The 20,525-nt window shown below is 69.7% G+C and carries 20 protein-coding genes; 6 read left to right on the forward strand and 14 right to left on the reverse strand.

Annotated features, from left to right (window positions below; all coding sequences use genetic code 11):
• Positions 1-193: 193 nt before the first annotated feature.
• The 9 genes from mqnC to paaA all read right to left on the reverse strand — a co-directional run bounded on the left by mqnC (position 194) and on the right by paaA (position 8,380).
• Entirely contained in the window at positions 194-1,384 is a 1,191-nt protein-coding gene (mqnC, locus tag OIE53_RS21030; protein WP_327023235.1) for a cyclic dehypoxanthinyl futalosine synthase, read from the reverse strand.
• 136 nt (positions 1,385-1,520) lie between these two features.
• Positions 1,521-2,261: a hypothetical protein gene (locus OIE53_RS21035; RefSeq protein WP_327023236.1), complete on the reverse strand. Its 741-nt coding sequence runs from the start codon at positions 2,259-2,261 to the stop codon at positions 1,521-1,523.
• A 3-nt stretch (positions 2,262-2,264) separates the two neighbouring features.
• Entirely contained in the window at positions 2,265-3,035 is a 771-nt protein-coding gene (locus OIE53_RS21040; protein ID WP_327023237.1) for an endonuclease/exonuclease/phosphatase family protein, read from the reverse strand.
• Entirely contained in the window at positions 3,023-4,357 is a 1,335-nt protein-coding gene (locus OIE53_RS21045; protein WP_327023238.1) for a hypothetical protein, read from the reverse strand. Before OIE53_RS21045 ends, OIE53_RS21040 begins: the two co-directional genes overlap by 13 nt.
• Positions 4,358-4,647: 290 nt before the next feature.
• The gene (paaE, locus tag OIE53_RS21050; RefSeq protein WP_327023239.1) at positions 4,648-5,760 is read right to left on the reverse strand and encodes a 1,2-phenylacetyl-CoA epoxidase subunit PaaE; all 1,113 of its coding nucleotides are present in this window, start codon (positions 5,758-5,760) and stop codon (positions 4,648-4,650) included.
• Positions 5,757-6,233, reverse strand: a complete 477-nt coding sequence (gene paaD, locus OIE53_RS21055) for a 1,2-phenylacetyl-CoA epoxidase subunit PaaD (protein ID WP_327023240.1) — start codon at positions 6,231-6,233, stop codon at positions 5,757-5,759. The genes paaE and paaD overlap by 4 nt, the downstream gene beginning before the upstream one ends.
• A 25-nt stretch (positions 6,234-6,258) precedes the next feature.
• The gene (paaC, locus tag OIE53_RS21060; protein WP_327023241.1) at positions 6,259-6,984 is read right to left on the reverse strand and encodes a 1,2-phenylacetyl-CoA epoxidase subunit PaaC; all 726 of its coding nucleotides are present in this window, start codon (positions 6,982-6,984) and stop codon (positions 6,259-6,261) included.
• 56 nt (positions 6,985-7,040) lie between these two features.
• A complete protein-coding gene (gene paaB, locus OIE53_RS21065; protein WP_327023242.1) occupies positions 7,041-7,328 on the reverse strand; it encodes a 1,2-phenylacetyl-CoA epoxidase subunit PaaB in 288 nt (95 codons plus the stop codon).
• Complete coding sequence (gene paaA, locus OIE53_RS21070) at positions 7,325-8,380, reverse strand: 1,2-phenylacetyl-CoA epoxidase subunit PaaA (RefSeq protein ID WP_327023243.1); 1,056 nt, start codon at positions 8,378-8,380, stop codon at positions 7,325-7,327. Before paaA ends, paaB begins: the two co-directional genes overlap by 4 nt.
• 366 nt (positions 8,381-8,746) lie before the next feature.
• On the opposite strand from paaA, the gene OIE53_RS21075 reads away from it, so the two are divergent.
• Positions 8,747-9,724 carry a hypothetical protein gene (locus OIE53_RS21075; protein WP_327023244.1) on the forward strand — a complete coding sequence of 326 codons (978 nt, stop codon included), beginning with the start codon at positions 8,747-8,749 and terminating at the stop codon, positions 9,722-9,724.
• Positions 9,724-10,668: a hypothetical protein gene (locus OIE53_RS21080; RefSeq protein WP_327023245.1), complete on the forward strand. Its 945-nt coding sequence runs from the start codon at positions 9,724-9,726 to the stop codon at positions 10,666-10,668. The genes OIE53_RS21075 and OIE53_RS21080 overlap by 1 nt, the downstream gene beginning before the upstream one ends.
• 155 nt (positions 10,669-10,823) lie before the next feature.
• On the opposite strand, the gene OIE53_RS21085 is transcribed toward OIE53_RS21080, so the two are convergent.
• The 3 genes from OIE53_RS21085 to OIE53_RS21095 are packed head-to-tail and all read right to left on the reverse strand — an operon-like array spanning position 10,824 to position 13,627.
• Positions 10,824-11,675 (reverse strand): menaquinone biosynthetic enzyme MqnA/MqnD family protein, encoded by an 852-nt coding sequence (locus OIE53_RS21085; RefSeq protein WP_327023246.1) that lies wholly within the window; start codon positions 11,673-11,675, stop codon positions 10,824-10,826.
• 33 nt (positions 11,676-11,708) lie between these two features.
• Positions 11,709-13,004 (reverse strand): MFS transporter, encoded by a 1,296-nt coding sequence (locus tag OIE53_RS21090; RefSeq protein ID WP_327023247.1) that lies wholly within the window; start codon positions 13,002-13,004, stop codon positions 11,709-11,711.
• 41 nt (positions 13,005-13,045) lie between these two features.
• Positions 13,046-13,627, reverse strand: a complete 582-nt coding sequence (locus tag OIE53_RS21095; protein WP_327023248.1) for an ArsR/SmtB family transcription factor — start codon at positions 13,625-13,627, stop codon at positions 13,046-13,048.
• Positions 13,628-13,809: 182 nt separating this feature from the next.
• On the opposite strand from OIE53_RS21095, the gene OIE53_RS21100 reads away from it, so the two are divergent.
• The 4 genes from OIE53_RS21100 (at position 13,810) to OIE53_RS21115 (ending at position 18,485) form a co-directional block, all read left to right on the forward strand.
• Entirely contained in the window at positions 13,810-15,924 is a 2,115-nt protein-coding gene (locus OIE53_RS21100; RefSeq protein ID WP_327023249.1) for a HelD family protein, read from the forward strand.
• A gap of 33 nt (positions 15,925-15,957) precedes the next feature.
• Entirely contained in the window at positions 15,958-16,863 is a 906-nt protein-coding gene (locus tag OIE53_RS21105) for an ABC transporter ATP-binding protein (RefSeq protein WP_327023250.1), read from the forward strand.
• A 12-nt stretch (positions 16,864-16,875) separates the two neighbouring features.
• Positions 16,876-17,613: an ABC transporter permease gene (locus tag OIE53_RS21110; protein ID WP_327023251.1), complete on the forward strand. Its 738-nt coding sequence runs from the start codon at positions 16,876-16,878 to the stop codon at positions 17,611-17,613.
• A gap of 101 nt (positions 17,614-17,714) precedes the next feature.
• A complete protein-coding gene (locus OIE53_RS21115; RefSeq protein WP_327023252.1) occupies positions 17,715-18,485 on the forward strand; it encodes a VOC family protein in 771 nt (256 codons plus the stop codon).
• Between the two features lie 102 nt (positions 18,486-18,587).
• On the opposite strand, the gene OIE53_RS21120 is transcribed toward OIE53_RS21115, so the two are convergent.
• Together OIE53_RS21120 and OIE53_RS21125 are read right to left on the reverse strand one after the other, a co-directional pair.
• On the reverse strand, positions 18,588-19,439 hold the full coding sequence (locus tag OIE53_RS21120; RefSeq protein ID WP_327023253.1) for an ABC transporter ATP-binding protein: 852 nt from the start codon (positions 19,437-19,439) through the stop codon (positions 18,588-18,590).
• A complete protein-coding gene (locus OIE53_RS21125; RefSeq protein WP_327023254.1) occupies positions 19,436-20,524 on the reverse strand; it encodes a FecCD family ABC transporter permease in 1,089 nt (362 codons plus the stop codon). Before OIE53_RS21125 ends, OIE53_RS21120 begins: the two co-directional genes overlap by 4 nt.
• Position 20,525: the final 1 nt, after the last annotated feature.

The raw sequence follows: 20,525 nt of genomic DNA on the forward strand, positions 1-20,525 counted from the left end.
ACTAATCTTTATTTAAGGGTCGACCGAATTGATGACCGTGCTCGCCCGACGGTATCCGCAGCCCGTCCGTCCCGGCAGCAGGCGACCAGCCGGACAGCCGATGCGACTGGGCTGTTCGGCCGATCAGGCCGCATCACGCTGTTCCGCTGGCCGGCCGCATCACGGACCGTCACGGTTGCCTGGGGCGCAGGGGTCAGTTCGCCTCGACCAGCGGCAGCGAACGACCGGCCCCGCCCCCCGGCAACGCGATCGAGGAGAAGTGGGACACCACCCGCTCATCGGTCGGATCGTCCGCCGGCGTCCGGTGCACGGCCAGCCGGTTGTAGAGGGTGTCCCGCTGGGCCGGAATCCGATCGGCGGAACGGATCATCCCGATCAGCTCATGCAGGTTGGACCGGTGCCGGGCCCCCGCCGAGGAGATGACGTTCTCCTCCAGCATGATCGACCCGAGGTCGTCCACCCCCATGTGCAGGGCGAGCTGGCCGACATCCTTGCCGGTGGTCAGCCAGGAGGCCTGCAGGTGCGGCACGGTCTCGAAGAACAGCCGGGCCACCGCCACCAGGCGCAGATACTCCAGGGTGGTGGCCTGGGTACGACCCTTCAGGTGGTTGTTCTCCGGCTGGTACGTCCACGGGATGAAGGCCCGGAAGCCCTGGGTGCGGTCCTGCACGTCGCGGATCATCCGCAGGTGCTCGATCCGCTCCGCGGCGGTCTCGCCGGTGCCCATCATCATCGTCGCGGTCGACTCGACCCCCTGCCGGTGGGCCAGCTCCATGACCTCCAGCCAGCGCTCGCCCGACTCCTTCAGCGGGGCGATCGCCTTGCGGGGCCGCGCGGGCAGCATCTCGGCGCCGGCCCCGGCGATGGAGTCCAACCCGGCCGCCTTGATCCGGGCGATGGCCTCATCCAGGCTCACCCCGGACACCTTGGCCATGTGCAGAATCTCGCTCGGCCCGATCGAGTGGATGGCCAGCTGCGGGTACGCCTTCTTGACCGAGGAGAACAACTCCTCGTAGTACTCCACCCCGTAGTCCGGGTGGTGACCGCCCTGGAGCATGACCTGGGTGGCGCCCAGCTCGACCGCCTCGCCGCAGCGCCGCAGGATCTCCTCGGTCGGGTGGGTCCACCCTTCCTTGTGCTTCGGAGCCCGGTAGAAGGCACAGAACTTGCACGCCGTCACGCAGACGTTCGTGTAGTTGATGTTGCGGTCGATCAGGTACGTGACGATGTTGTCCGGGTAACGCCGCCGCCGAACCGCGTCCGCCGCCTCACCGAGGGCGTGGAAGGGCGCATCGGTGTAGAGCAGCAGGGCCTCCTCGGGCGTGATCCGCCCGCCGTCCGCGCCACGCTGCAGGATGTCGTCGATCTCCCGGCTCTCCATCACGCCTTCGAGCGTACGTCTCCCCTACGCGAGACGGGCACGACGGGGTGCGCGTGCGGCGAGTCCCACAGCCAGCCGGGCGGCCAGAATGATCACCAAAGCTGCCGCCCTTCGACCACTTTCCGGCCCCGCTTCGCCGTCAGGGCACTCCGCCCTGCCCACCCAGATAGTCGATGAGAGTGCTCATGCGCTCCTGCATCTCGGCAGCGGTGAACATCCGGCGCGGCAACTGGGTCGGTGCCACCTCGTCATCACCAATGAGCACCGATGACCAGTCCCGCACACACTGCCGTTGCAGCATCAGGGTGACCGTCATCATGGTGCTTGCGTCTACTCGATGCCACAGATCAGCCGGCATCGAGTAGGAGGAGCCCGCGGCGAAGTCGACGGAGAGGGTCTCGGCGACCTCAACAACCCCCTGTCGCTGAAAGCTCCAGCCCGCGTCGTGGGGTCGACTGCATTCCCGCAGATGGGCGTAGCGCCGCCCACCCGGCACCGAGCGGTAGTAGCGACATCGCAGGCTGCCCCCGACCACCACGGAGGAGAAGTGGAAGCGGTGGTTATGGACGTGTTCGCGTACGCGCCCCTGACCAGGCCACCACACGTGCATCCGCAGCTGACCCAGTGAGCCGAAGTCCAAGAGCACGAACTTGTCGAACCCGAGGGCATGCCGGTGGGCGGACCAGGCGAACTCAGCGGACACCATCCGCTCACGGGTCAAGCTCACCAGGAAAGCACGAAGTGGTTCAGGGCGACCGAGTTCGCGCAGCAGACGTTCGGTCTCCTCATGACCGGGCGCATCCGACTCGTCGAGCAGAGCAGCATGGAACGTGTGCTCAACTTCCGACATCAGGTCATGCGCAGCGCCGAGCGAAACCACACCTCACCACCTCGAATGCAAGTCCACCAGACACAGGTCGTGATCGGAGAAGTTGGAAACCAGCCGAGGGCTAGCCGCGACTCCAAGGCTTGCGGAGAAGACTATGTCGTCGATTTCCTTGCCGAAGTGCGTCGGACGCCCATCAAATGCTCTCACCATTGACGAAGAGAAAGCATCGAGCAACAACGCACGCTCCTCCGTGTTGAAATCGCCGCAGATAATCAATTGGCTTCCCGGCCACCGGGGCAGCTTCGAGGAAATAGTGTTCCAAACATCGGCAAATGCGGGATCTCTTGCATCCCGGCCGAACCGATGGAAAGGAAACGAATGCAGGGAGGCGACCTTGAGTTCGGTCAGGCCGAAGTCGATGCTGCAGACCACCGCCCCCTTGTCGTGTAAACTTAGTCGGCGCGCTCCACGCTCCGTCCACAGTCCAGGATTAGGGAGCAGGAAGCTTTCTATGCCAGCCATCGGGTAACGACTGACCACGGCTACTCCTGCCTGGCGACCAGCCTCGAAGGAGGAGTCGGAGAGCGGAAGCGTCGCGGCGTACTGCAATTCGGTCCGGCCGAGAATCGCTGCCAAAACCGCCGATTCACCATCGAATGAGAAATCGACTTCCTGCAGCGCCAAGACATCGATCGATTTTTCCCTGATCAAACCGACAAGTTCGTCGAGTGCCTGTGGGCGGGTGGCCGGATCTTCCGACGGATACGGCAATCCCTCTCGAACGTTCCAGCTTCCGATCCTGATCTGCCCACTCAGGCGGGCCAAGGGTGGTTCAGCATCGAGTAATCCCGTATGACCAGGACCCCTTGATACGTCATCCAGGTAGGCTCCATGCGATCTTTCCACTTCCACACTCCATTCTCCTGATGGGCTAGCACCTCGCGCACCGCCTGGCGGAGCTGCGGCAGCCGGGCTGGTGTGTTCCGGCACATGAGTGCACGGGCCACCCAGGCCGGAGTGAAATGGCCGATCATGATGGTGTCCGACGCGTCTCCGACCCGCCTGCGCAACTGTTCATCCCCGAGACTCAGGTCCGGGTTATGGCTGAGACACTCGATGCCGGCGTCGACCGCGTCGTTGAGTTGGCCGACCCCTTGTTTCAGGACCTGAGAGGCCTTGTGCAGGGCCACAACGGCACGAGCGGTGTGCGGCACGGAGAGCCACTCTCCCCGTCTGACGGTACGGCCCCAACCCAGCCGAACCGATCCGTTCCCCGCATCCTGCGGCATCGCCCCGTCCAGCAGATGGGAGACGAGTTCGCCCAGCTTGGCTGACTGCGGCTGCACCTCGGCGAGCGCCGCGATGGCCGAGGACAGCACCGAGACGCTTTCCCAGCCGACTGGGTCCACGTCGGCCGACATCATCCGTTCCAGTTGACCGACGATTTCGGTCCGGAAGGCCGGGTCGAGGCCGGCTCGCACGAGAGCAGTCAAGACCCACGACGTAACCTCCGGCCGGGCTACGTCGCGCTGAGAGCGCGCCACCCAGCCACCTGCGGGACGCTGGAGAGCGACGATATTCTCCACCAGCTTCCGTCGATCAAGCCGAGCGTCCTGAATGTCGAGGGTGAGAGCAATTCGCAGGCCATAGGAGGTGCCGATCGCACTCGGCGGGACCTTGTCCCCGATGAACTGCGACCAGCCGTACAGCTCCCGCCCCTCGCTGCCGGCGCTGGTCCGAAGATCGGAGAGCAGTCGGTCGCGGGTCCCGTCGAAGATCTGCCTGGCCGAGGGCACCGCACCTGATTTCTGCCGACGCAGAGCAGGCGCCGTGGCTGTCACCGCGTTCGGCGGCGTCAGGACCCGTGACATGAAGGGGGTCTGGACGAACCAGCGCAACGCCATCCCGACGCAGAGGCCAGTCAGGACGGCGAACAGAATGCGCAACCACTCCGCTTCGAACCAGTGATCCGGCAAATGATCGAGGAGCAGACTGTACGTGCCGAAGAACAGAGCAAACGGGCCGAGTGCGGCGAGGTGGCGGCCAAGGCTGCGCAGGCGGAAGGTTGTCGGTCGTGGCCCTCGGTCTCCGTCGCGCGGCGCTAGTCGACCGGCCTCTCTGCTGACCGCCTTCTCGCTGAGGGTCACGGCCACCTCAATCACTACGAAGATTTGGGGTTTCTGGTTCAAAGGCGCGGCAACTATGGTTGACTGCAGAGGATAGCCAGAGGCATCGATGCCAGGTATCAGGCGCTGGTCTCATAGCCGGCAGCCATACCGTCAGACTTTGCAGACAACGAAGAGCGCCGACATGAATGTCGGCGCTCTCACCTGGGATTTCATATCTCGACCATGGGCGAGTCGGGTATCCGACATCGTCCGCCGGTCGACTTCTTGGTAGGGCGTTATTGCCCCCGGTTCAGTTGGCGGCTGGTGATCTAGGAGTCGTAGTCGACGGTCAGGGTGTCCGTGCGTGGGCTGGACTGGCAGGTCAGCACGTACCCGGCGGCCACCTCGTCGGGCTCCAGGGCGTAGTTGCGGGCCATCTCCACCTCGCCGGAGACCACCTTCGCCCGGCAGGTCGAGCAGACCCCACCCTTGCAGGCGTACGGCAGTTCGCCGCGGACCTTCAGCGCGGCGTCCAGCACCCGCTCGTCGCGGCGCATGGTGAAGCTCGACGAACGGCCGTCGAGCATGATGGTCACCTCCGTGCCGCCGGAGGAGTCCTCGGGTCGGCGCAGGGGCTCGGGTGCGGCGTCGACATGGAACAGCTCGGTGTGCACTGCCGACTCCGGCACACCCCGCCCGGCCAGCACCTCACGAGCGTCCACCACCAGGCCGTACGGGCCGCAGAGGAACCATTCCTCGATCAGGTCCCCGGGGACGATGGTGTCCAGCAGGCGACCCAGCCGCTCGGCGTCCACCCGCCCGGACAGCAGCGCGGACTCGCCCTGCTCCCGGGAGAGCACATGCACCAGGTGCAGTCGGGTCGGGTAGCGGTCCTTGAGGTCGGCCAACTCCTCGGCGAACATCACGCTGTTGGCCGTCCGGTTGCCGTACACCAGGGTGAAGGTGCTGGCCGCCTCGACGGCCAGGGCCGTGGCGATCAGCGACAGCACCGGGGTGATGCCGGAGCCGGCGACCACCGCGCCGTAGCGACGCACCCGGTCCGGCGCGAAGGCCGTGGTGAAGTGGCCCAGCGGGGGCAGCACCTCCACGGTGTCGCCGCTGCGCAGAACCCCGCAGGCGTACGACGAGAAGGCCCCGCCGGGGATCTCCCGCACCCCGATGCGCAGCCGCCCGTGCCGGGCCAACTCCTGCGGGGTGGAGCAGATCGAGTACGAGCGGCGCACGTCCTCGCTCTCCGGCTGCGCGGCAGGTAGGCGTACCGTCAGGTGCTGACCGGCGCGGAAGGCGAAGGTCTCGCGCAGCTCCTGCGGCACCTCGAAGGTGACCGCGACGGCGTCGGCGGTGAGCCGGTCCACGGCGATGACGGGCAGCGGGTGGAACACCGGGCGACGGCGGACCGGGCGGGTGATGGTGACAGTCACAGTGCCTTCACATGGTCGAACGGTTCGGAGCAGGCGCGGCAGCGCCAGAGTGACTTGCAGGCGGTGGAGCCGAACCGGCTTAGCTGCTCGGTCTCCAGGGACCCGCAACGCGGGCAGCGCACGGCCAGGGTCAACGGGACGACCCCGTCGCGGCGGACCGGGGCCGGTGGGGCGATGCCGGCGGCGGCCAGCTTGGCCCGCCCGGCGTCGGTGATCCAGTCGGTGCTCCAGGCGGGGCTGTGCACCGTGCGTACCTCGGCATCGGGGTGACCGGCCGCGGCCAGGGCCCGGCGGATGTCCGCGCGGATGACGTCCATCGCCGGACAGCCGGTGTAGGTCGGGGTGATGGTCACCACCACCCGGCCGGTATCCGGCGCCACTTCCACCGCGCGCAGGATGCCGAGGTCGGCGATGGTGACCACCCGGATCTCCGGGTCCACCACCGCGGCCGCGGCCTCGTACGCGAAGTTCACCGTCGCCACCTGGGGTCCCGGGCCTTCACCAGCGGGCGCCGGGGTGGGCCCGATGCAGCACCTGCATCTCGGCAAGCAGGTACGACAGGTGCTCGGTGTGCAGGCCCTCGCGTCCACCGGCCGGTGCCCAGCCGGGCTCCGGCGCGGTGAGGGTCGCCTCCGCGAGCACGGTCGAGACCGTCGTGTCGAACTCGGCCCGCAGGGTGGCCGGGTCGACCGGGGCCTGCGGCTGGGCGGCGAACAACTCCGGGACGTACGGCCAGACCTCGTCGATGCCGGCCTGCATCCGCCGGTGCGACTCCTCGGTGCCGTCGCCCAGTCGCCGTACCCAGAGGGCGGCGTGGTCCAGGTGGTACGCGGACTCCTTGCGGGCCTTGCCTCCGATGGCGGCCAACCGCTCGTCGGCGCAGCCCGCCAGAGCGGTGTAGAGCGGCAGTTGGTACGCCGACAGGACGAGCAGCTTCGCCATGGTCATCGCGAAGTCGCCGTTGGGCAGCTCGACCAGCAGGCAGTTGCGGAACTCCCGGTCGTCGCGCAGGTACGCCAAGGCGTCCTCGTCCCGTCCGGCGCCCTCCAGCTCACCCGCGTACGACAGCAGCAGCCGGGCCGCACCGAGCTGATCCAGGGCGATGTTGGCCAGCGCGATGTCCTCTTCCATCTCCGGCGCCCGGGTGGTCCACTCGGCCAGCCGCTGCGCCGCGATCAGCGCATCGTCACCGAGGGCGAGGGTGAAATCGAACGGACCGTTCACAGCACCCGCCTCCGTTCGCGACTGCGGGGCTCGCAGAACCGGCTCACTCCTCGCGCTCACAGGTGGGCCACCCCTTCCGGCACCTCGTAGAAGGTGGGGTGGCGGTAGACCTTGTCGGCCGCCGGGTCGAAGAAGGCGTCCTTCTCGTCCGGGCTGGAGGCGGTGATCGCGCCGGCCGGCACCACCCAGATGGACACCCCTTCCTGGCGGCGGGTGTAGAGATCACGGGCGTTGCGCAGGGCCAACTCGGCGTCGGGGGCGTGCAGGCTGCCCACGTGGGTGTGCGCCAACCCGCGCCGGGCCCGTACGAAGACCTCCCACAGGGGGGTGATGTGCTGGCTCATGCCGCGACCTTCTCCTTGCTTGCCTGCTTGGCCGCGTACGCCGCGGCGGCCTCACGTACCCAGGCGCCCTCGGTGTGGGCGCGACGCCGGTGTTCCATCCGCTGCCGGTTGCACGGCCCGTCGCCGGAGATGACCCGCATCAGCTCGGCGTAGTCGGGCTGGGTGAAGTCGTACGCCTGGCGTTCTGAGTTCCAGCGCAGGTCGGGGTCGGGGATGGTCAGCCCGAGCACCTCGGCCTGGCCGACGCACATGTCCACGAAGCGCTGCCGCAGCTCGTCGTTGGAGAAGCGCTTGATCTTCCAGGCCATCGACTGGGCGGAGTGGGTGGAGTCGCCGTCCGGCGGGCCGAACATGGCCAGCGAGGGGTACCACCAGCGGTCCAGGGCGTCCTGGGCCATCGCCTTCTGGGCCGGGGTGCCGTGGGCCAGGGTGTGCAGGATCTCGTAGCCCTGGCGCTGGTGGAACGACTCCTCCTTGCAGACCCGGATCATGGCGCGGGCGTACGGGCCGTAGGAGCAGCGGCAGAGCGGGACCTGGTTGACGATCGCCGCGCCGTCCACCAGCCATCCGATGGCGCCGACGTCGGCCCAGGTGAGGGTGGGGTAGTTGAAGATCGAGCTGTACTTCTGCCGGCCTTCGAGCAGCAGGTCGACCAGCTCGTCCCGACTGATCCCCAGGGTCTCCGCGGCGGCGTAGAGGTACAGGCCGTGGCCGGCCTCGTCCTGGACCTTGGCCAGCAGGATCGCCTTGCGCTTGAGCGACGGGGCCCGGCTGATCCAGTTGCCCTCGGGCTGCATCCCGATGATCTCGGAGTGGGCGTGCTGGGCGATCTGCCGGATCAACGTCCGCCGGTACGCCTCGGGCATCCAGTCGCGCGGCTCGATCTTCTGGTCGGCGTCGATGACCTCCGCGAAGTAGGCGGCCAGGTCGACGTCCTGACCAGGGGCACCCCGGTCTCGCTCCGCGGCGGCCCGCAGGTCCGCCTCCGCCGCCTCCACCTCGCCGAGCAGGCCGCCGGGCGGGTCCTCACCCGGGAAGTCATTGCCATACATGCCCTAAGTGTTACAGCTATCAGCTCAAGACGCCAGAGGGTGTCATAGAAATGCGAAACCGCCGCTCGTAGCGCAATGAGCAGGATTGGTGACGCTCCGAAGACGAGACTTGACTCACAATTAGCCGATTAATCCTCGCAACCGACCTCCAACGGTTTGTTATCCCGCCTGCACAGCGCGTTGTCAGGTGTCAAAACCTGGCAAGACGCCGATCCGCACGTAGACTTCGCACGTCACACCGATCGGCTTCCAGCGATCGTCGACCAGAAACAGGGCCAAGGTCCCCCCGGCCCGGAGGCGATCCACCGCGATCAGTCCTGGCAACAAGCCGGTCCCCCCGGCCTGACATCTGGAGTTCACCCGCTCATGCGATCCCGCGTGACCATGGTGTTCGCCGTCACAGCAGTGCTGCTCGGCGGCGTCATGTTGGTACCAACCGCGTACGCCCGACTCGCCGGCGGGACCGGCGAGTCGGCGCCGGCCAGCGTCGCCGCGCCCACCCCGGAGCCCCCGCCGCCCCCGACCCTGGCGGCGGCCAAGGTCTCGGTGAACTTCAAGGGCGAGTTCTTCTCCTGGGCGCTGATGGATCGTGAATCGGGCGAGATCTCCGGCTCCAAGAACCTGGCCGCGACCAGTTCCACCGAGTCGATGCTCAAGGCCTGGATCGTCGCCGACTACCTGCGCCAACTGGGCGACAAGGAGCCGACGGCGGCCCTGAAGAAGGCGGCCAGTCTGGCCATCCGGGACAGCGACGACGACGCTACGAATCTCGTCTACCGGGCCGCCGGGGGCTCGTACGCGGTGCCGGCCGGGGGTAAGCCCGGCCCGGTGGTCAGGCGCGCGATCAGCATCTGCGGCCTCACCGACACCAAGCGCGGCAACGTGCCCGGGTACGAGGGCTGGTGGAGCTTCACCCGGATGTCCCCTCGGGACGCCGTCCGGCTCGGCGACTGCATCGCCGACGGCAAGGCCGCCGGACCCAAGTGGACCGAGTGGCTGATGGCCGAGATGAGCAAGGTACGCGGCAGCACCGCCGACAAGGACCAGCGGGCACGTTCAGGCGGCGGCCGATGGGGAATTATCGATGGGCTCCCCGAGTCCATCCTCAGCCAGGGCCCGTTGAGCATCAAGAACGGCTGGACGCCGCTCAGTTATGACGGCAACTGGCACGTCAACTGCCTGGCAGTCACCGAGAAGTGGAGTCTCGCGGTAATGCTTCGCTACCCACACAGCCAAGGGCTCGACTACGGCTCCGACGTCTGCGCGAGCGTGACCGCGCAGTTGGTCACCCCCCAGCCCGGTGGCGCCCTCAAGGTGCCCCAGCAGCCGATCGGCAAGCTCTGATGGCCCCCCGGAGCCGTCGCCGCAGCCACCGCGAGGCGACGCGATTACGTCTCGCGGCCATCACCGCCGTCCTGATCGGTCTGGTCCTGGTGTCGCTGCGCCTGCTGCCCGGCTCGCCCTTCGAGTCCACTGCGGCCGCTGAGTGGGGATCGGCCTCATCGGAGGACCGGGGCAAGGATCTGACCGACCGCAAGACCAGGTCCGCCCCGCCGTCTCCCAGCCCCTCCCCCGAGCCTGAGCCCCTGCCCTTCGAGGCGAAGAGCCTCAACCTGAAGATCGAAGGCTGGTACGCCTGGAGCGTGCTGGACCGCCGCACCGGCGAGATCATCGGCTCGGACAACATGGCCGAGACCAGCACCACCGCGTCCCTGATCAAGTCCTGGATCGTCGCCGACTACCTGCGCCTCAGCGCCGACGCCGGGCAGACCCCGAGCGACGCGAAGCTGGCCGATCTCACGAAGATCATCAGGGACAGCGACAACGTACGCACCCAGACCGTGTACGAAGAGATCGATACCACCGCCTCGATCCGGCGGCTGATCTCCACCTGCGACCTGACCGACAGCAAGGTCTCCGAGGACCGCGGGTGGAGCCGTACCCAGCTCTCGCCCCGGGACGTGGCCCGGCTGGGCAACTGCATCGTCGACGGCCGGGCCGCCGGCCCCACCTGGACCAAGTGGCTGCTCAACGAGATGCGACTGGTGCGCGGTGCCGGGGACTTCGGCATCCGCAAGGCGTTCCCGACCGCCGAGGCCAAGAAGATCGCCATCAAGAACGGTTGGGTCGACCGCGAGCAGGAGCAGGAAATCCACGTCAACTGCCTGGCCATCGGTGATACCTGGACGATGGGCGTCATGCTCCGCTACGACATCGACAAGGGCTACGAATACGGCATGGCCAACTGCCAAAAAATCACCAAGGCCCTCCAAACCCCCACCCTCTAACCCACCCCACCGCCCCCACCCTCCCGCGCCCGCACCCCCTTTCCCCGTCGATCTTGCACTTTTGGTCGCTGATTCACAGCTTATGTCCGGAATGCGGCGACCAAAAGTGCAAGATCGCGGAGGAGAGAGGGGTGGTGCGGGAGAGAGAGGTGGGGTTAGCGGGTGAAGAAGGTGGGGCCGGTGGGGGGGAGGGCGGGGGCTTCGGCCAGGGCGGCGGCGTGGCGGGCGAACTCGCGGAGGCCGGCCACCTGGCGATCGCCCAGGGAGAAGTCCAGCGCCTGGTAGTAGGAGGCCAGGGTGGCCGCGTCGAAGGGTTCCCAGCGGGCCGCGGACTCGACGACCTGGTCGAGTTCGGCCAGGCACAGGTCACGGGAGCGCAGGAAGGCCTCGTGCACCTCCTTGACCAGTCCGGGGTGGGCGGCGGCGAAGTCGCGTCGGGCGGCCCAGACGGCGAAGACCATCGGTAGGCCGGTCCACTCCCGCCAGGCCTGACCCAGGTCGGTGACCGTCAGGCCCCGGCTCGGCGCCTCGTAGAGGGCGCGCAGGGCCACATCACCGATCAGCACCGCCGCGTCCGCCTCCAGCAGCATCTGGGTCAGATCGGGCGGGCACCGGAAGTACTCGGGCTGCACCCCGTACCGCTCGCGCAGCAGCAGTTGGGCGAGCAGCACACCAGTGCGCGAGGTCGAGCCGAGCGCCACCCGGGCCCCGTCGAGTTCGGTGAGCGGACGGGTGCTGACCAGGTTGACCGACAGCACCGGGCCGTCGCTGCCGACCGCCAGGTCGGGCAGCAGCAGGAGTTCGTCCGCGTGCCGCAGGTACTCCACCAGGGAGATCGGTCCGATGTCCAGGTCACCGGCGACGAGCGCGGCGTTGAGCCGGTCCGGGGTGTCCTTGTACAGATCGACGTCCAGCAGGGCGCCGGAGCGCATCAGGCCCCAGTAGATCGGTAGGCAGTTGAGGAACTGGATGTGCCCGACCCGGGGACGGGCGACGCGCTCGATCATGCCCCGACCGTATCCCCGCCACCGGTGACCTGCTCAGCGGACCGGCGTCGAAGTGGCAAACCCCGCACCCGGCGGCCCTGCAGGCGGGGCCATCGCAGCGCAGCGGGACCGCTCGGCCCGGATCGCACGCCGGACCGGCCGGACGAAGCCGAGCAGCACCAGCAACCCGGCCACTCCGCAGCCGACGATCAGCGGCCGGGGTTCGCTCACCTCCAGCAACAGTCCGCCGATCAGGTAACCGACCATCGAAGCGCCCTGCACCGCCGCGCCCATCGCAGCGAAGGCCCGCCCACGGGCGGCCTCCGGTACCCGCCGAGCCAACAGCAGGTTGTTGAAAACGTTGTCGCCGCCGTTGCACACGCCACCGATCAGCCAGATCGGCACCAGCAGCAGCGCCACCGGCACCGTCACCGAGACCAGCACCATGAGGCAGCAGCCGCCGAGCAGGAACAGACCTGCCTGGACCAGAGCGGCGTCGTCGGCGAACCGCCGGGCCAGCCGGGCGAAGATCCAGGCACCGCAGAGCACGCCGAGGGTCCACGCCCCGGTCACCAGTCCGTAGGTAGCGGCGGAGGCCCCCAGAGTTTCCCGTACGTAGAAGACCTCGATCACATTGATCGCCCCGACTGCCGCGATCACCCCGGCCAGGGTGGCCACCATCGCCACCAGCAACGGGTCCCGGCGCAGTCGCCAGTCCGCCGTGGCACCGTCCGGCGTCCCGGCGGCACCGGCAGCCGACGGCGTCGAAGGCCGGGCGCCGCCTCGACGGGTGCGGATGAGCAACCCGGCAACGACGAGCGCAAGGTAGCTCGCCGCGCCCACCAGCAGCGGCACCCGACTGCCGAACCACCCGACCAGGAAGCCGGCCAGCGCCGGACCGGCGAGTATGCCCATAGTGCCGGCGGTCTGGTTGAGCGCGACCGCCCGGGGCAGGTCGGCTGGACGCACCATCGCGGGGATCAGGGCGGAGAGCACCGGCTGGGTGACCGCCAGACCGGTGGCGAGCAGTGCGATCAGGCAGACGACCAGCAGCGGATGCCGGGCGTACGCCAGGTTGAGGCAGATCACCGACTGCGCCAGGCCGGCACCGATCAGCAGGGTCCGGCTGTCCACCCGGTCGGCGAGCCGCCCGGTCAACGGGGCGAGCAGCACCAGCGGCAAGGTGGCCGCCAGCAGCACTCCGGCGACTGCGCTGCCACCGGCCCCCGCCGACTGGAGGGTCAGCGTCAGCGTGACGGCGGCGAGGAAGTCACCGCAGGTCGCGATGCCCCGGGCGGCAGTGGCCAGCCCGACGTCCGACCAGCGCGAGTCGCCAGATGTGAAAGACATACTTCGAAAATAGTGCTTCACATCTGATCGACACAAGACCCTCAGTCCAGCGGCAGCGCCTGGTACTGGATCGCCACCCGGCGGGCACCCGGCGGCGGATCGGGCCGGCTCCGCTTGCGGAACGGCCGCAGCACCTCCAGCACCGCGCGATTCACCTCCGCCAACTCCTCGGCCGTGAGCAACAGCAGCGAGTCGCTGAGCATCGCGTTCCGGTACCACTCCTCCGGCTCGTCGGGCGCCCGACGCAACCAGTCGCGGCTACGCTCCAGATTCCGAGTCAGAAAGACCTCGACGAGGCTCCGCTCGGCCTCACGCGTCGACGGGTCGGCGGCCCGACCGGCGTCGATCGCCCAGGACCGCATCGTGCTGCGCCACAACCGTTCCCGGGCATCCCCCCGGCTCGGCGCCGCCTCGACCAGCCCGAACCGGGCCAGCGCCCGGAGGTGGTAGCTGGTCGCGCTCGGGGACAGCCCCGCCACCTCGGCGCATTCGGTGGCGGTCACCGCCCCCTCGGTCGCCGCGAGATGTTCCATGATCGCGAGCCGGGCCGGGTGGGCGAGCGCACGCAACGTCTGCGGGTCGCTGATCGTCACCCGGGGCAGCTCGGGGTGGGCCTCCGTCATGCCCTCATGATCCCCGACCAGGATGAGAATTCGATTGCCGGCGTTGCTGGCCGGAGTAGGATTTCCGTTCGCCTGACGGCCGCGGTGAGCACGCACCGCAGCGGACGTCCCCGCGCCGGGCGCCGGCCATCCGCCCCCGGACACGCGAGCGAGCAACCGGAATCTCCGTGAGGAATCGCATCGTGCCTGCATCCGACCTCGACGCCGATCTCAATGCCGAACGCGAACACCTGGACATCTCCCGCACGGCGTTACGCCGGATGCGGGAACGCGCCGAGGCGCTCTTCGCCACCGGCGACAAGGTCGCCGGGGACTCGTACACCGCGGAACAGCTCGGCCGGCACCTCGCCCGGCGGGTGGCCGAACTGGCCGACGACCCACGAACGCCGCTGTTCTTCGGCCGACTCGACTTCGGCGCCGCCCCCGCCGACCAAGCCGCCCCCGCCGACCAAGCCGGACACAACAACCCCGCCGAGCATGCCGGACAGCGCTACCACGTCGGTCGCCGGCACATCACCGACGAGCAGGGCGAACCGCTGGTGCTGGACTGGCGGGCGCCGGTGTCCCGGTCGTTCTACCGGGCCAGCGCAAGCGACCCGCAGGGGCTGGCCGTACGGCGTCGGTTCGGATTCGACAACGGGGCGCTGACCAGCTTCGAGGACGAGCACCTGGACCGGGGCGAGGAACTCGGCACCGCCAGCCGGATCCTGACCGCCGAGATCGAACGGCCCCGGGTGGGGCCGATGCGGGACATCGTCGCCACCATCCAGCCCGAGCAGGACGAGTTGGTCCGCGCCGACCTGGCGGAGTCGATCTGCGTCCAGGGTGCCCCGGGCACCGGGAAGACCGCGGTCGGGCTGCACCGGGCCGCGTACCTGCTCTATCTGCACCGGGAGCGGCTGCGCCGGTCGAAGGTGCTGGTCGTGGGCCCTAACCGGGCCTTCCTGGCCTACATCGCGGCGGTGCTGCCGGCCCTCGGCGAGGTGGAGGTCGAGCAGGCGACCGTCGAAGACCTGGTCGACCGGGTGGCGGTGCGGGCGGTGGACCCACCGGCCGTGGCGGTGCTCAAGCACGACGCCCGGATGGCCGAGGTGCTGCGTCGGGCGGTAGACGGGTACCTCGGTGAGCCGACCGAGCCGATCGTCGTCTCCGACGGCTCCTTCCGCTGGCGGATCGGCCTGGAGCCGCTGCACCGGCTGGTCCAGGAGACCCGGGCCGAGCGGTTGCCGTACGCCCTAGGCCGGGAACGGGTCCGGGCCCGGGTGGTCGGGCTGCTGCAACGGCAGGCGGAGGCCCGGCGGGCGGAGTCCCCGAGTGAGGCGTGGCTGCGCCGGATGGGCCGGGCGAAGCCGGTGACGGCCTTCCTGGACACGGTCTGGCCGGCGCTGACCCCGGACGGGCTGGTGCACGCGCTGCTCGCCGAGCCCGCCCGGCTGGCCGCAGCCGCCGAGGGCCTGCTGACCCCCGCCGAGCAGGCCCTGCTGACCGACCAGGACAGCACCTCCACAGCAGGGATCAGCAGCCCTCGGTCCGGTACGAAGCTGGGGCGTACGCCGAAGGCCACCCGGTGGAGCGCCGCCGACGCCGTGTTGATCGACGAGGCGGCCGGGCTGATCGAGCGGCCGGGCAGCTACGGGCATGTGGTGGTCGACGAGGCGCAGGACCTTTCGGCCATGCAGTGCCGGGTGCTCGCCCGGCGCAGCGAGCACGGTTCGCTGACCCTGCTCGGCGACCTGGCCCAGGCGACCGCGCCGTGGGCCGCCACCGACTGGCGGGTGACCCTGGGCCACCTAGGTAAGCCGGACGCGACCGTGGTGCCGTTGACCGTCGGTTTCCGGGTACCGGCCGACGTGCTCGCCTTCGCGAACCGGTTGCTGCCCTCGCTCGCCGTGGACGTACCGCCGGCCGAGTCCTTGCGCCGCGACGGGGTGCTCACGGTGCGTACTGTGACCGATCTTTTCGGGGCGACGGTGGCCGAGGTGGGTGCGGCGCTCGCCCACGAGGGGTCGGTCGCGGTGATCGCCGCCGACGACGCGGTGGACCGGTTGGGCGCGGTGCTGGCGACGGCCGGGATCGAGACCGCGACCCCCGACGACCCGGGCGGCGGCCCGCGCGTCACCGTCCTCCCCGCCACCGCGGTCAAGGGCCTGGAGTACGACCACGTGATCGTGGTCGAGCCGGCCGCCATCGTCGCGGCCGAGCCACGCGGGCTGCACCGGCTCTACGTGGTGCTCACCCGGGCGGTCTCCCGGATGTCGGTGCTGCACAGCGCGCCCCTGCCCACGCCCTTGGGCTGACCGGCGGTATTGCCACCACCTGGTGAACCGAGAATGATCAAGCGCGTGGAAAGAGACATCCTCGCCCGCGCCGAACAGGTCAGCCGCCGGTACGGCGAGGTGCTCGCCCTGGACCGGGTCGACCTCGAGGTACGGGCGGGTGAACTGGTCGGCCTGCTGGGGCCCAACGGTGCCGGCAAGAGCACCCTGATCAGCCTGCTGGTCGGCCTGCGGAAGCCCACCTCGGGTCGGGTGGAACTCAACGGCGCTGATCCGCGTGACCCGGCCAGCCGACGGCAGATCGGGGTCACCCCCCAGGAGACCGGGCTGCCCGGCACCCTGCGGGTCGGCGAGGTGGTCGACTTCGTCTCCGCCCACTACCCGGACCCGGTGCCCCAAGAGGAGTTGCTCGACCGGTTCGGCCTGGCCGAGCTGGTGCGGCGGCAGTGCGGCGGGCTCTCCGGTGGGCAGAAACGCCGACTGGCGGTGGCCCTGGCCTTCCTCGGCCGCCCCCGGCTGGTGGTGCTCGACGAGCCCACGACCGGGCTGGACGTGGAGGCCCGACACACCCTGTGGGAGGCCATCCGGGCCTTCCACGCCGAGGGTGGCACCGTCCTGCTGAGCAGCCACTACCTGGAGGAGGTGGAGGCCCTGGCCCGCCGGGTGGTGGTGATCGGCCAGGGTCGGGTGCTCGCCGACGACACCGTCGAGGCGGTCCGGGCCGTGGTCGGGGTACGCCGGGTGAGCCTGACCGTCGACACGCTTCCGCCGCTGCCCGGGGTGGTACGCACCGAGCACGTCGACGGCCGCACCCACCTGCTCACCGCCGACGCCGACCAACTGGTGCGGGACCTGGTCGCCAGCGGGGTCGAGTTCCGGGATCTGGAGGTGCGCCCGACCTCGCTGGAGGAGGCGTTCCTGGCCATCACCGCCACCGACGCCGCGCCAGTGGCCACCTGAGGGGATCTCGACGTGCAACTTGCCCTGGTACACGCGCGTTACCAACTGCTGGAGACCGTCCGCATCCCGGTAGCGATCTTCGGCAGCACCTTCTTTCCGGCCGCCGCGATGCTCTTCTTCGTGGTGCCCTTCGCCGGCAAGGACCCGGTGGGCGCCACCTACGCCACCGCCGCGATGGTCACCTTCTCGGTGATGAGCTCCAACATCTTCCAGTACGGCGTGGGTGTCGCCGAGGACCGCGACCAGCCCTGGAATCCGTACACCCGGACTCTGCCGGCCGGGTCGGCGCCGCGCTTCGCCGGGCGGATCCTGGCCGGGATGGTCCTCACCTACCTCTCCCTGGTCCCCGTGGTGGTGATCGCCGCGACCCTGACCAAGGCCCGGATCACTCCGGGGGCCTTCCTGCTGGCCCTGGCGACCGTGGCCGTGGTCTCGGTGCCGTTCACCCTGCTGGGGTTGACCATCGGGTACGCGCTGCCCAGCAAGGCGGCGATCGTGGTGGCCCAGTTGGTCTTCTTCCCGCTCGCCTTCGGTGGTGGCCTGCTCTCCGCCCCGGGCCAGGCGCCCGGCTTCATCGAGGCGATCGCGCCCTTCCTGCCCACCCGGGGTGCGGTGGAGCTGATGTGGGCAGCCGTCGGGGACTACTCGATCAACCTGCTCTCGCTGGTCATGCTCGGGGTCTGGGTCGTGGTGCTGGCCACCCTGGCCGGCTGGGCCTACCGACGGGACGAGGGTCGCCGGTTCAGCTGACCTTCTCTCGGTTTCCGGCCCGGATGCCGCGTCGGCGGTGCCACGATGCCCGAGGAGGGGTGGTCGGGCGGCGGCCACTGCGGGGGTTGAGAGGGGTGGCCGTGGCCAGCGTCCCGTCGGGCACACCGTGCTGGGCCGATCTGGCCACACCAGGGCTGGACCGGGCCCGGGAGTTCTATCCGGAGCTGTTCGGGTGGACCGGCCAGGTGGAGCCCGCGCCGGAGGCGGGCGGGTACACGATCTTCCAGCTAGGCGGCCGGGCGGTCGCCGGGGTGGGGCCACCGGCCGTACCGGACCAGGTGCCGATCTGGTCCACCTATGTCGCCACGGACGACGCCGACCTGGTCACCGGGCGGGTGGAGCGAGCAGGCGGGCAGGTGGTCGTACCGCCGTTCGAGGTCTTCGACCGGGGTCGGATGGCGGTCTTCAGTGACCCGGCCGGGGCCGCCTTCAGCGTCTGGCAGCCGATGACCTTCTCCGGGGCCGAGATCTTCGACGTGCCCGGGGCGATGTGCTGGACCGAGCTGGTCACCCCCGATCCCGATGGGGCCCGGATCTTCTACGAGCTGGTCTTCGGGTGGCAGCCCGAGGAGGAGCCGATGGGGCAGGTCGCCTACACCGGGTGGCGGCTCGGCGATCGGATGGTGGCCGGCATGATGCCCCCGCGCGAGGAGGCCTTCGCCCCCGACTCCCCCGCCTACTGGACCCTCTACTTCTCCGTGGCCGACGCCGACGCCACCGCGGCACGCGCCGCCGAACTCGGCGGCACCATCCTCGTCCCACCCCGCGACATCCCCGCCGGCCGCATCACCGCCCTCCGCGACCCCGACGGCGCCCTCTTCTCCCTCATCGCCCTGACCCCACCCTCCTGACCCACCCCACCCACCCCACCCCACCCACCCCACCCCGTTGATCATGAGCTTGGCGGCAGTTGTTGATCTCCACGATGCCGCCAACCTCATGATCGACAGGAGTCACTGGGGGTGGGGTGGGTGGGTGGGGTGGGTGGGGTGGGTGGGGTGGGTGGGGTGGGTGGGGTGGGTGGGGCGGGTGGGGAGGACCAGGGGGCCGTGGGGGCCGGGGATGACCTTGACGTGGGCGCGGTAGTGGTGGGAGAGCAGGTCTTCGGTGAGGACCTCGGCGGGGGTGCCGGTGGCAGCAATCCGGCCGTCGGCCAGCAGCACCATGCGGTCGGCGTACTCGCCGGCGATCGACAGGTCGTGCATGGTGGCCAGTACGGTCAGGCCCTCGGTCCGGCGCAACTGGTCGACCAGTTCCAGCACCTCCTGCTGGTGGCCGATGTCCAGGGCGCTGGTCGGCTCGTCGAGCAGCAGCAGGGTGGCGCCCTGGGCCAGGGCCCGCGCCAGAAAGACCCGTTGGCGTTCCCCGCCGGAGAGGGTCGCCAGCTCCCGGTCCCGGAAGCCGGTCAGATCCAGCCGCTCCAACACCCCCTGCACGACCGCCAGGTCGGCAGCGGACTCCCTACCCAACGGCGGGATGTACGGGGTGCGGCCGAGCAGCACGTAGTCGAGCACCGCCATCCCGGGCGGTACGACCGGGGACTGGGCCACCGTGGCCACCACCCGGGCCCGGTCCCGACGACGCAGGCCGCCCAGGGGGGTACCGAACAGGCGGACCGGGTGCGGCACCGGCAGCAGGCCCCCTACGGCGCGCAGCAGGGTGGACTTGCCGGCCCCGTTCGGCCCGATCACGGTTACCCACTCGCCCGAGCGCACGGTCAGGTCGACGCCGGCGAGGATGCGCACCCCGTCCAGCTTGACCTGAAGACCACGCACCTCGACGGCGGGCGGGTCCGGCGGGGTCATGTCAGCACCCTTCGGGCGGTACGCAGCACGAGGACGAAGAACGGCCCGCCGAGCAGGGCGGTGACCACCCCGATCGGGATCTCCTGCGGCGCGGCGGCGGTCCGGGCCACCACGTCGGTCAGGGCCAGGAAGGCCCCGCCGAACAGCAGGGACAGCGGAAGGATGACCCGGTAGCTGGACCCGGCCAGCATCCGTACGGTGTGCGGCACGATGATGCCGACGAAGCCGATCAGGCCGGAGGCGGAGACCGCAGCGGCGGTGCCCAGCGAGGCGGCCGCGATCAGCAGGTACCGCGACCGTTGCGGATGCAGGCCGAGACTGGCCGCCTCGTCGTCACCGACCGAGAGCACGTCCAGTTCCCGCCGGTGCAGCAGGACGATCACACTGGTGATCAGGAAGTACGGCAGCACCAACCGGACGTCCTGCCAACCGGCCGTGGCCAGCCGCCCCAGCAGCCAGGAGTAGACGGACTGGATGCTCTCCGCGTCCCGTTGCAGCAGGTAGGTCTGCCCGGCGGACAGGAACGCGGAGACGGCCACCCCGGCCAGGATCAGCACGGCCGGGGAGCGGCTGCGTCCGCCGGCCGCACCGAGCAGATAGGTCATGATCACCGCGCCGAGCGAGCCGACGAAGGCGGCCAGGGGGATGGTCACCGGCAGCCCGCTCAGGGCCCCGCCCGCACCGACCCCACCGACCGTCAGCACCAGGGTGACCGCCAGCCCGGCCCCCGCGGCCACCCCTAGCAGGTAGGGATCGGCCAGCGGGTTGCGGAACACCCCCTGGTAGGCCCCGCCGGCCAGGGCCAGCAGCCCGCCGACCAGCAGCCCCAGCACCACCCGGGGCAGCCGCAGCTCGGTGACGATGGCGACTTCCCGTTCGGTCAGTCCACTGTCGAACTGCACCCCGGGCAGCAGGTTGAGCAGTTCCAGGGCGACACTGCCCGGGGGCAGGCTGACCGGGCCGAGGGAGACCCCGGCCACCAGGGCGACCAGCACCGCGCCGATACCGGCGGCGAGCCAGCGTTTCCGCAGGCCCGCCGGCCGGGATCCAGCTAAGGAAGGGCCCCTTTTTACCGTGTGGAGCATA

Origin of the sequence: Micromonospora sp. NBC_01739, assembly GCF_035920385.1 — a bacterium.
GTDB lineage: Bacteria > Actinomycetota > Actinomycetes > Mycobacteriales > Micromonosporaceae > Micromonospora.

What these genes read in the sequence shown, in the direction of transcription:
- paaB (WP_327023242.1), bottom strand. Translation starts at nt 7,328, where the DNA reads ATGAGCCAGCACATCACCCCCCTGTGGGAGGTCTTCGTACGGGCCCGG.
- paaA (WP_327023243.1), bottom strand. Translation starts at nt 8,380, where the DNA reads ATGTATGGCAATGACTTCCCGGGTGAGGACCCGCCCGGCGGCCTGCTC.
- OIE53_RS21075 (WP_327023244.1), top strand. Translation starts at nt 8,747, where the DNA reads ATGCGATCCCGCGTGACCATGGTGTTCGCCGTCACAGCAGTGCTGCTC.
- OIE53_RS21080 (WP_327023245.1), top strand. Translation starts at nt 9,724, where the DNA reads ATGGCCCCCCGGAGCCGTCGCCGCAGCCACCGCGAGGCGACGCGATTA.
- OIE53_RS21085 (WP_327023246.1), bottom strand. Translation starts at nt 11,675, where the DNA reads ATGATCGAGCGCGTCGCCCGTCCCCGGGTCGGGCACATCCAGTTCCTC.
- OIE53_RS21090 (WP_327023247.1), bottom strand. Translation starts at nt 13,004, where the DNA reads ATGTCTTTCACATCTGGCGACTCGCGCTGGTCGGACGTCGGGCTGGCC.
- OIE53_RS21095 (WP_327023248.1), bottom strand. Translation starts at nt 13,627, where the DNA reads ATGACGGAGGCCCACCCCGAGCTGCCCCGGGTGACGATCAGCGACCCG.
- OIE53_RS21105 (WP_327023250.1), top strand. Translation starts at nt 15,958, where the DNA reads ATGATCAAGCGCGTGGAAAGAGACATCCTCGCCCGCGCCGAACAGGTC.
- OIE53_RS21120 (WP_327023253.1), bottom strand. Translation starts at nt 19,439, where the DNA reads ATGACCCCGCCGGACCCGCCCGCCGTCGAGGTGCGTGGTCTTCAGGTC.
- OIE53_RS21125 (WP_327023254.1), bottom strand. Translation starts at nt 20,524, where the DNA reads ATGCTCCACACGGTAAAAAGGGGCCCTTCCTTAGCTGGATCCCGGCCG.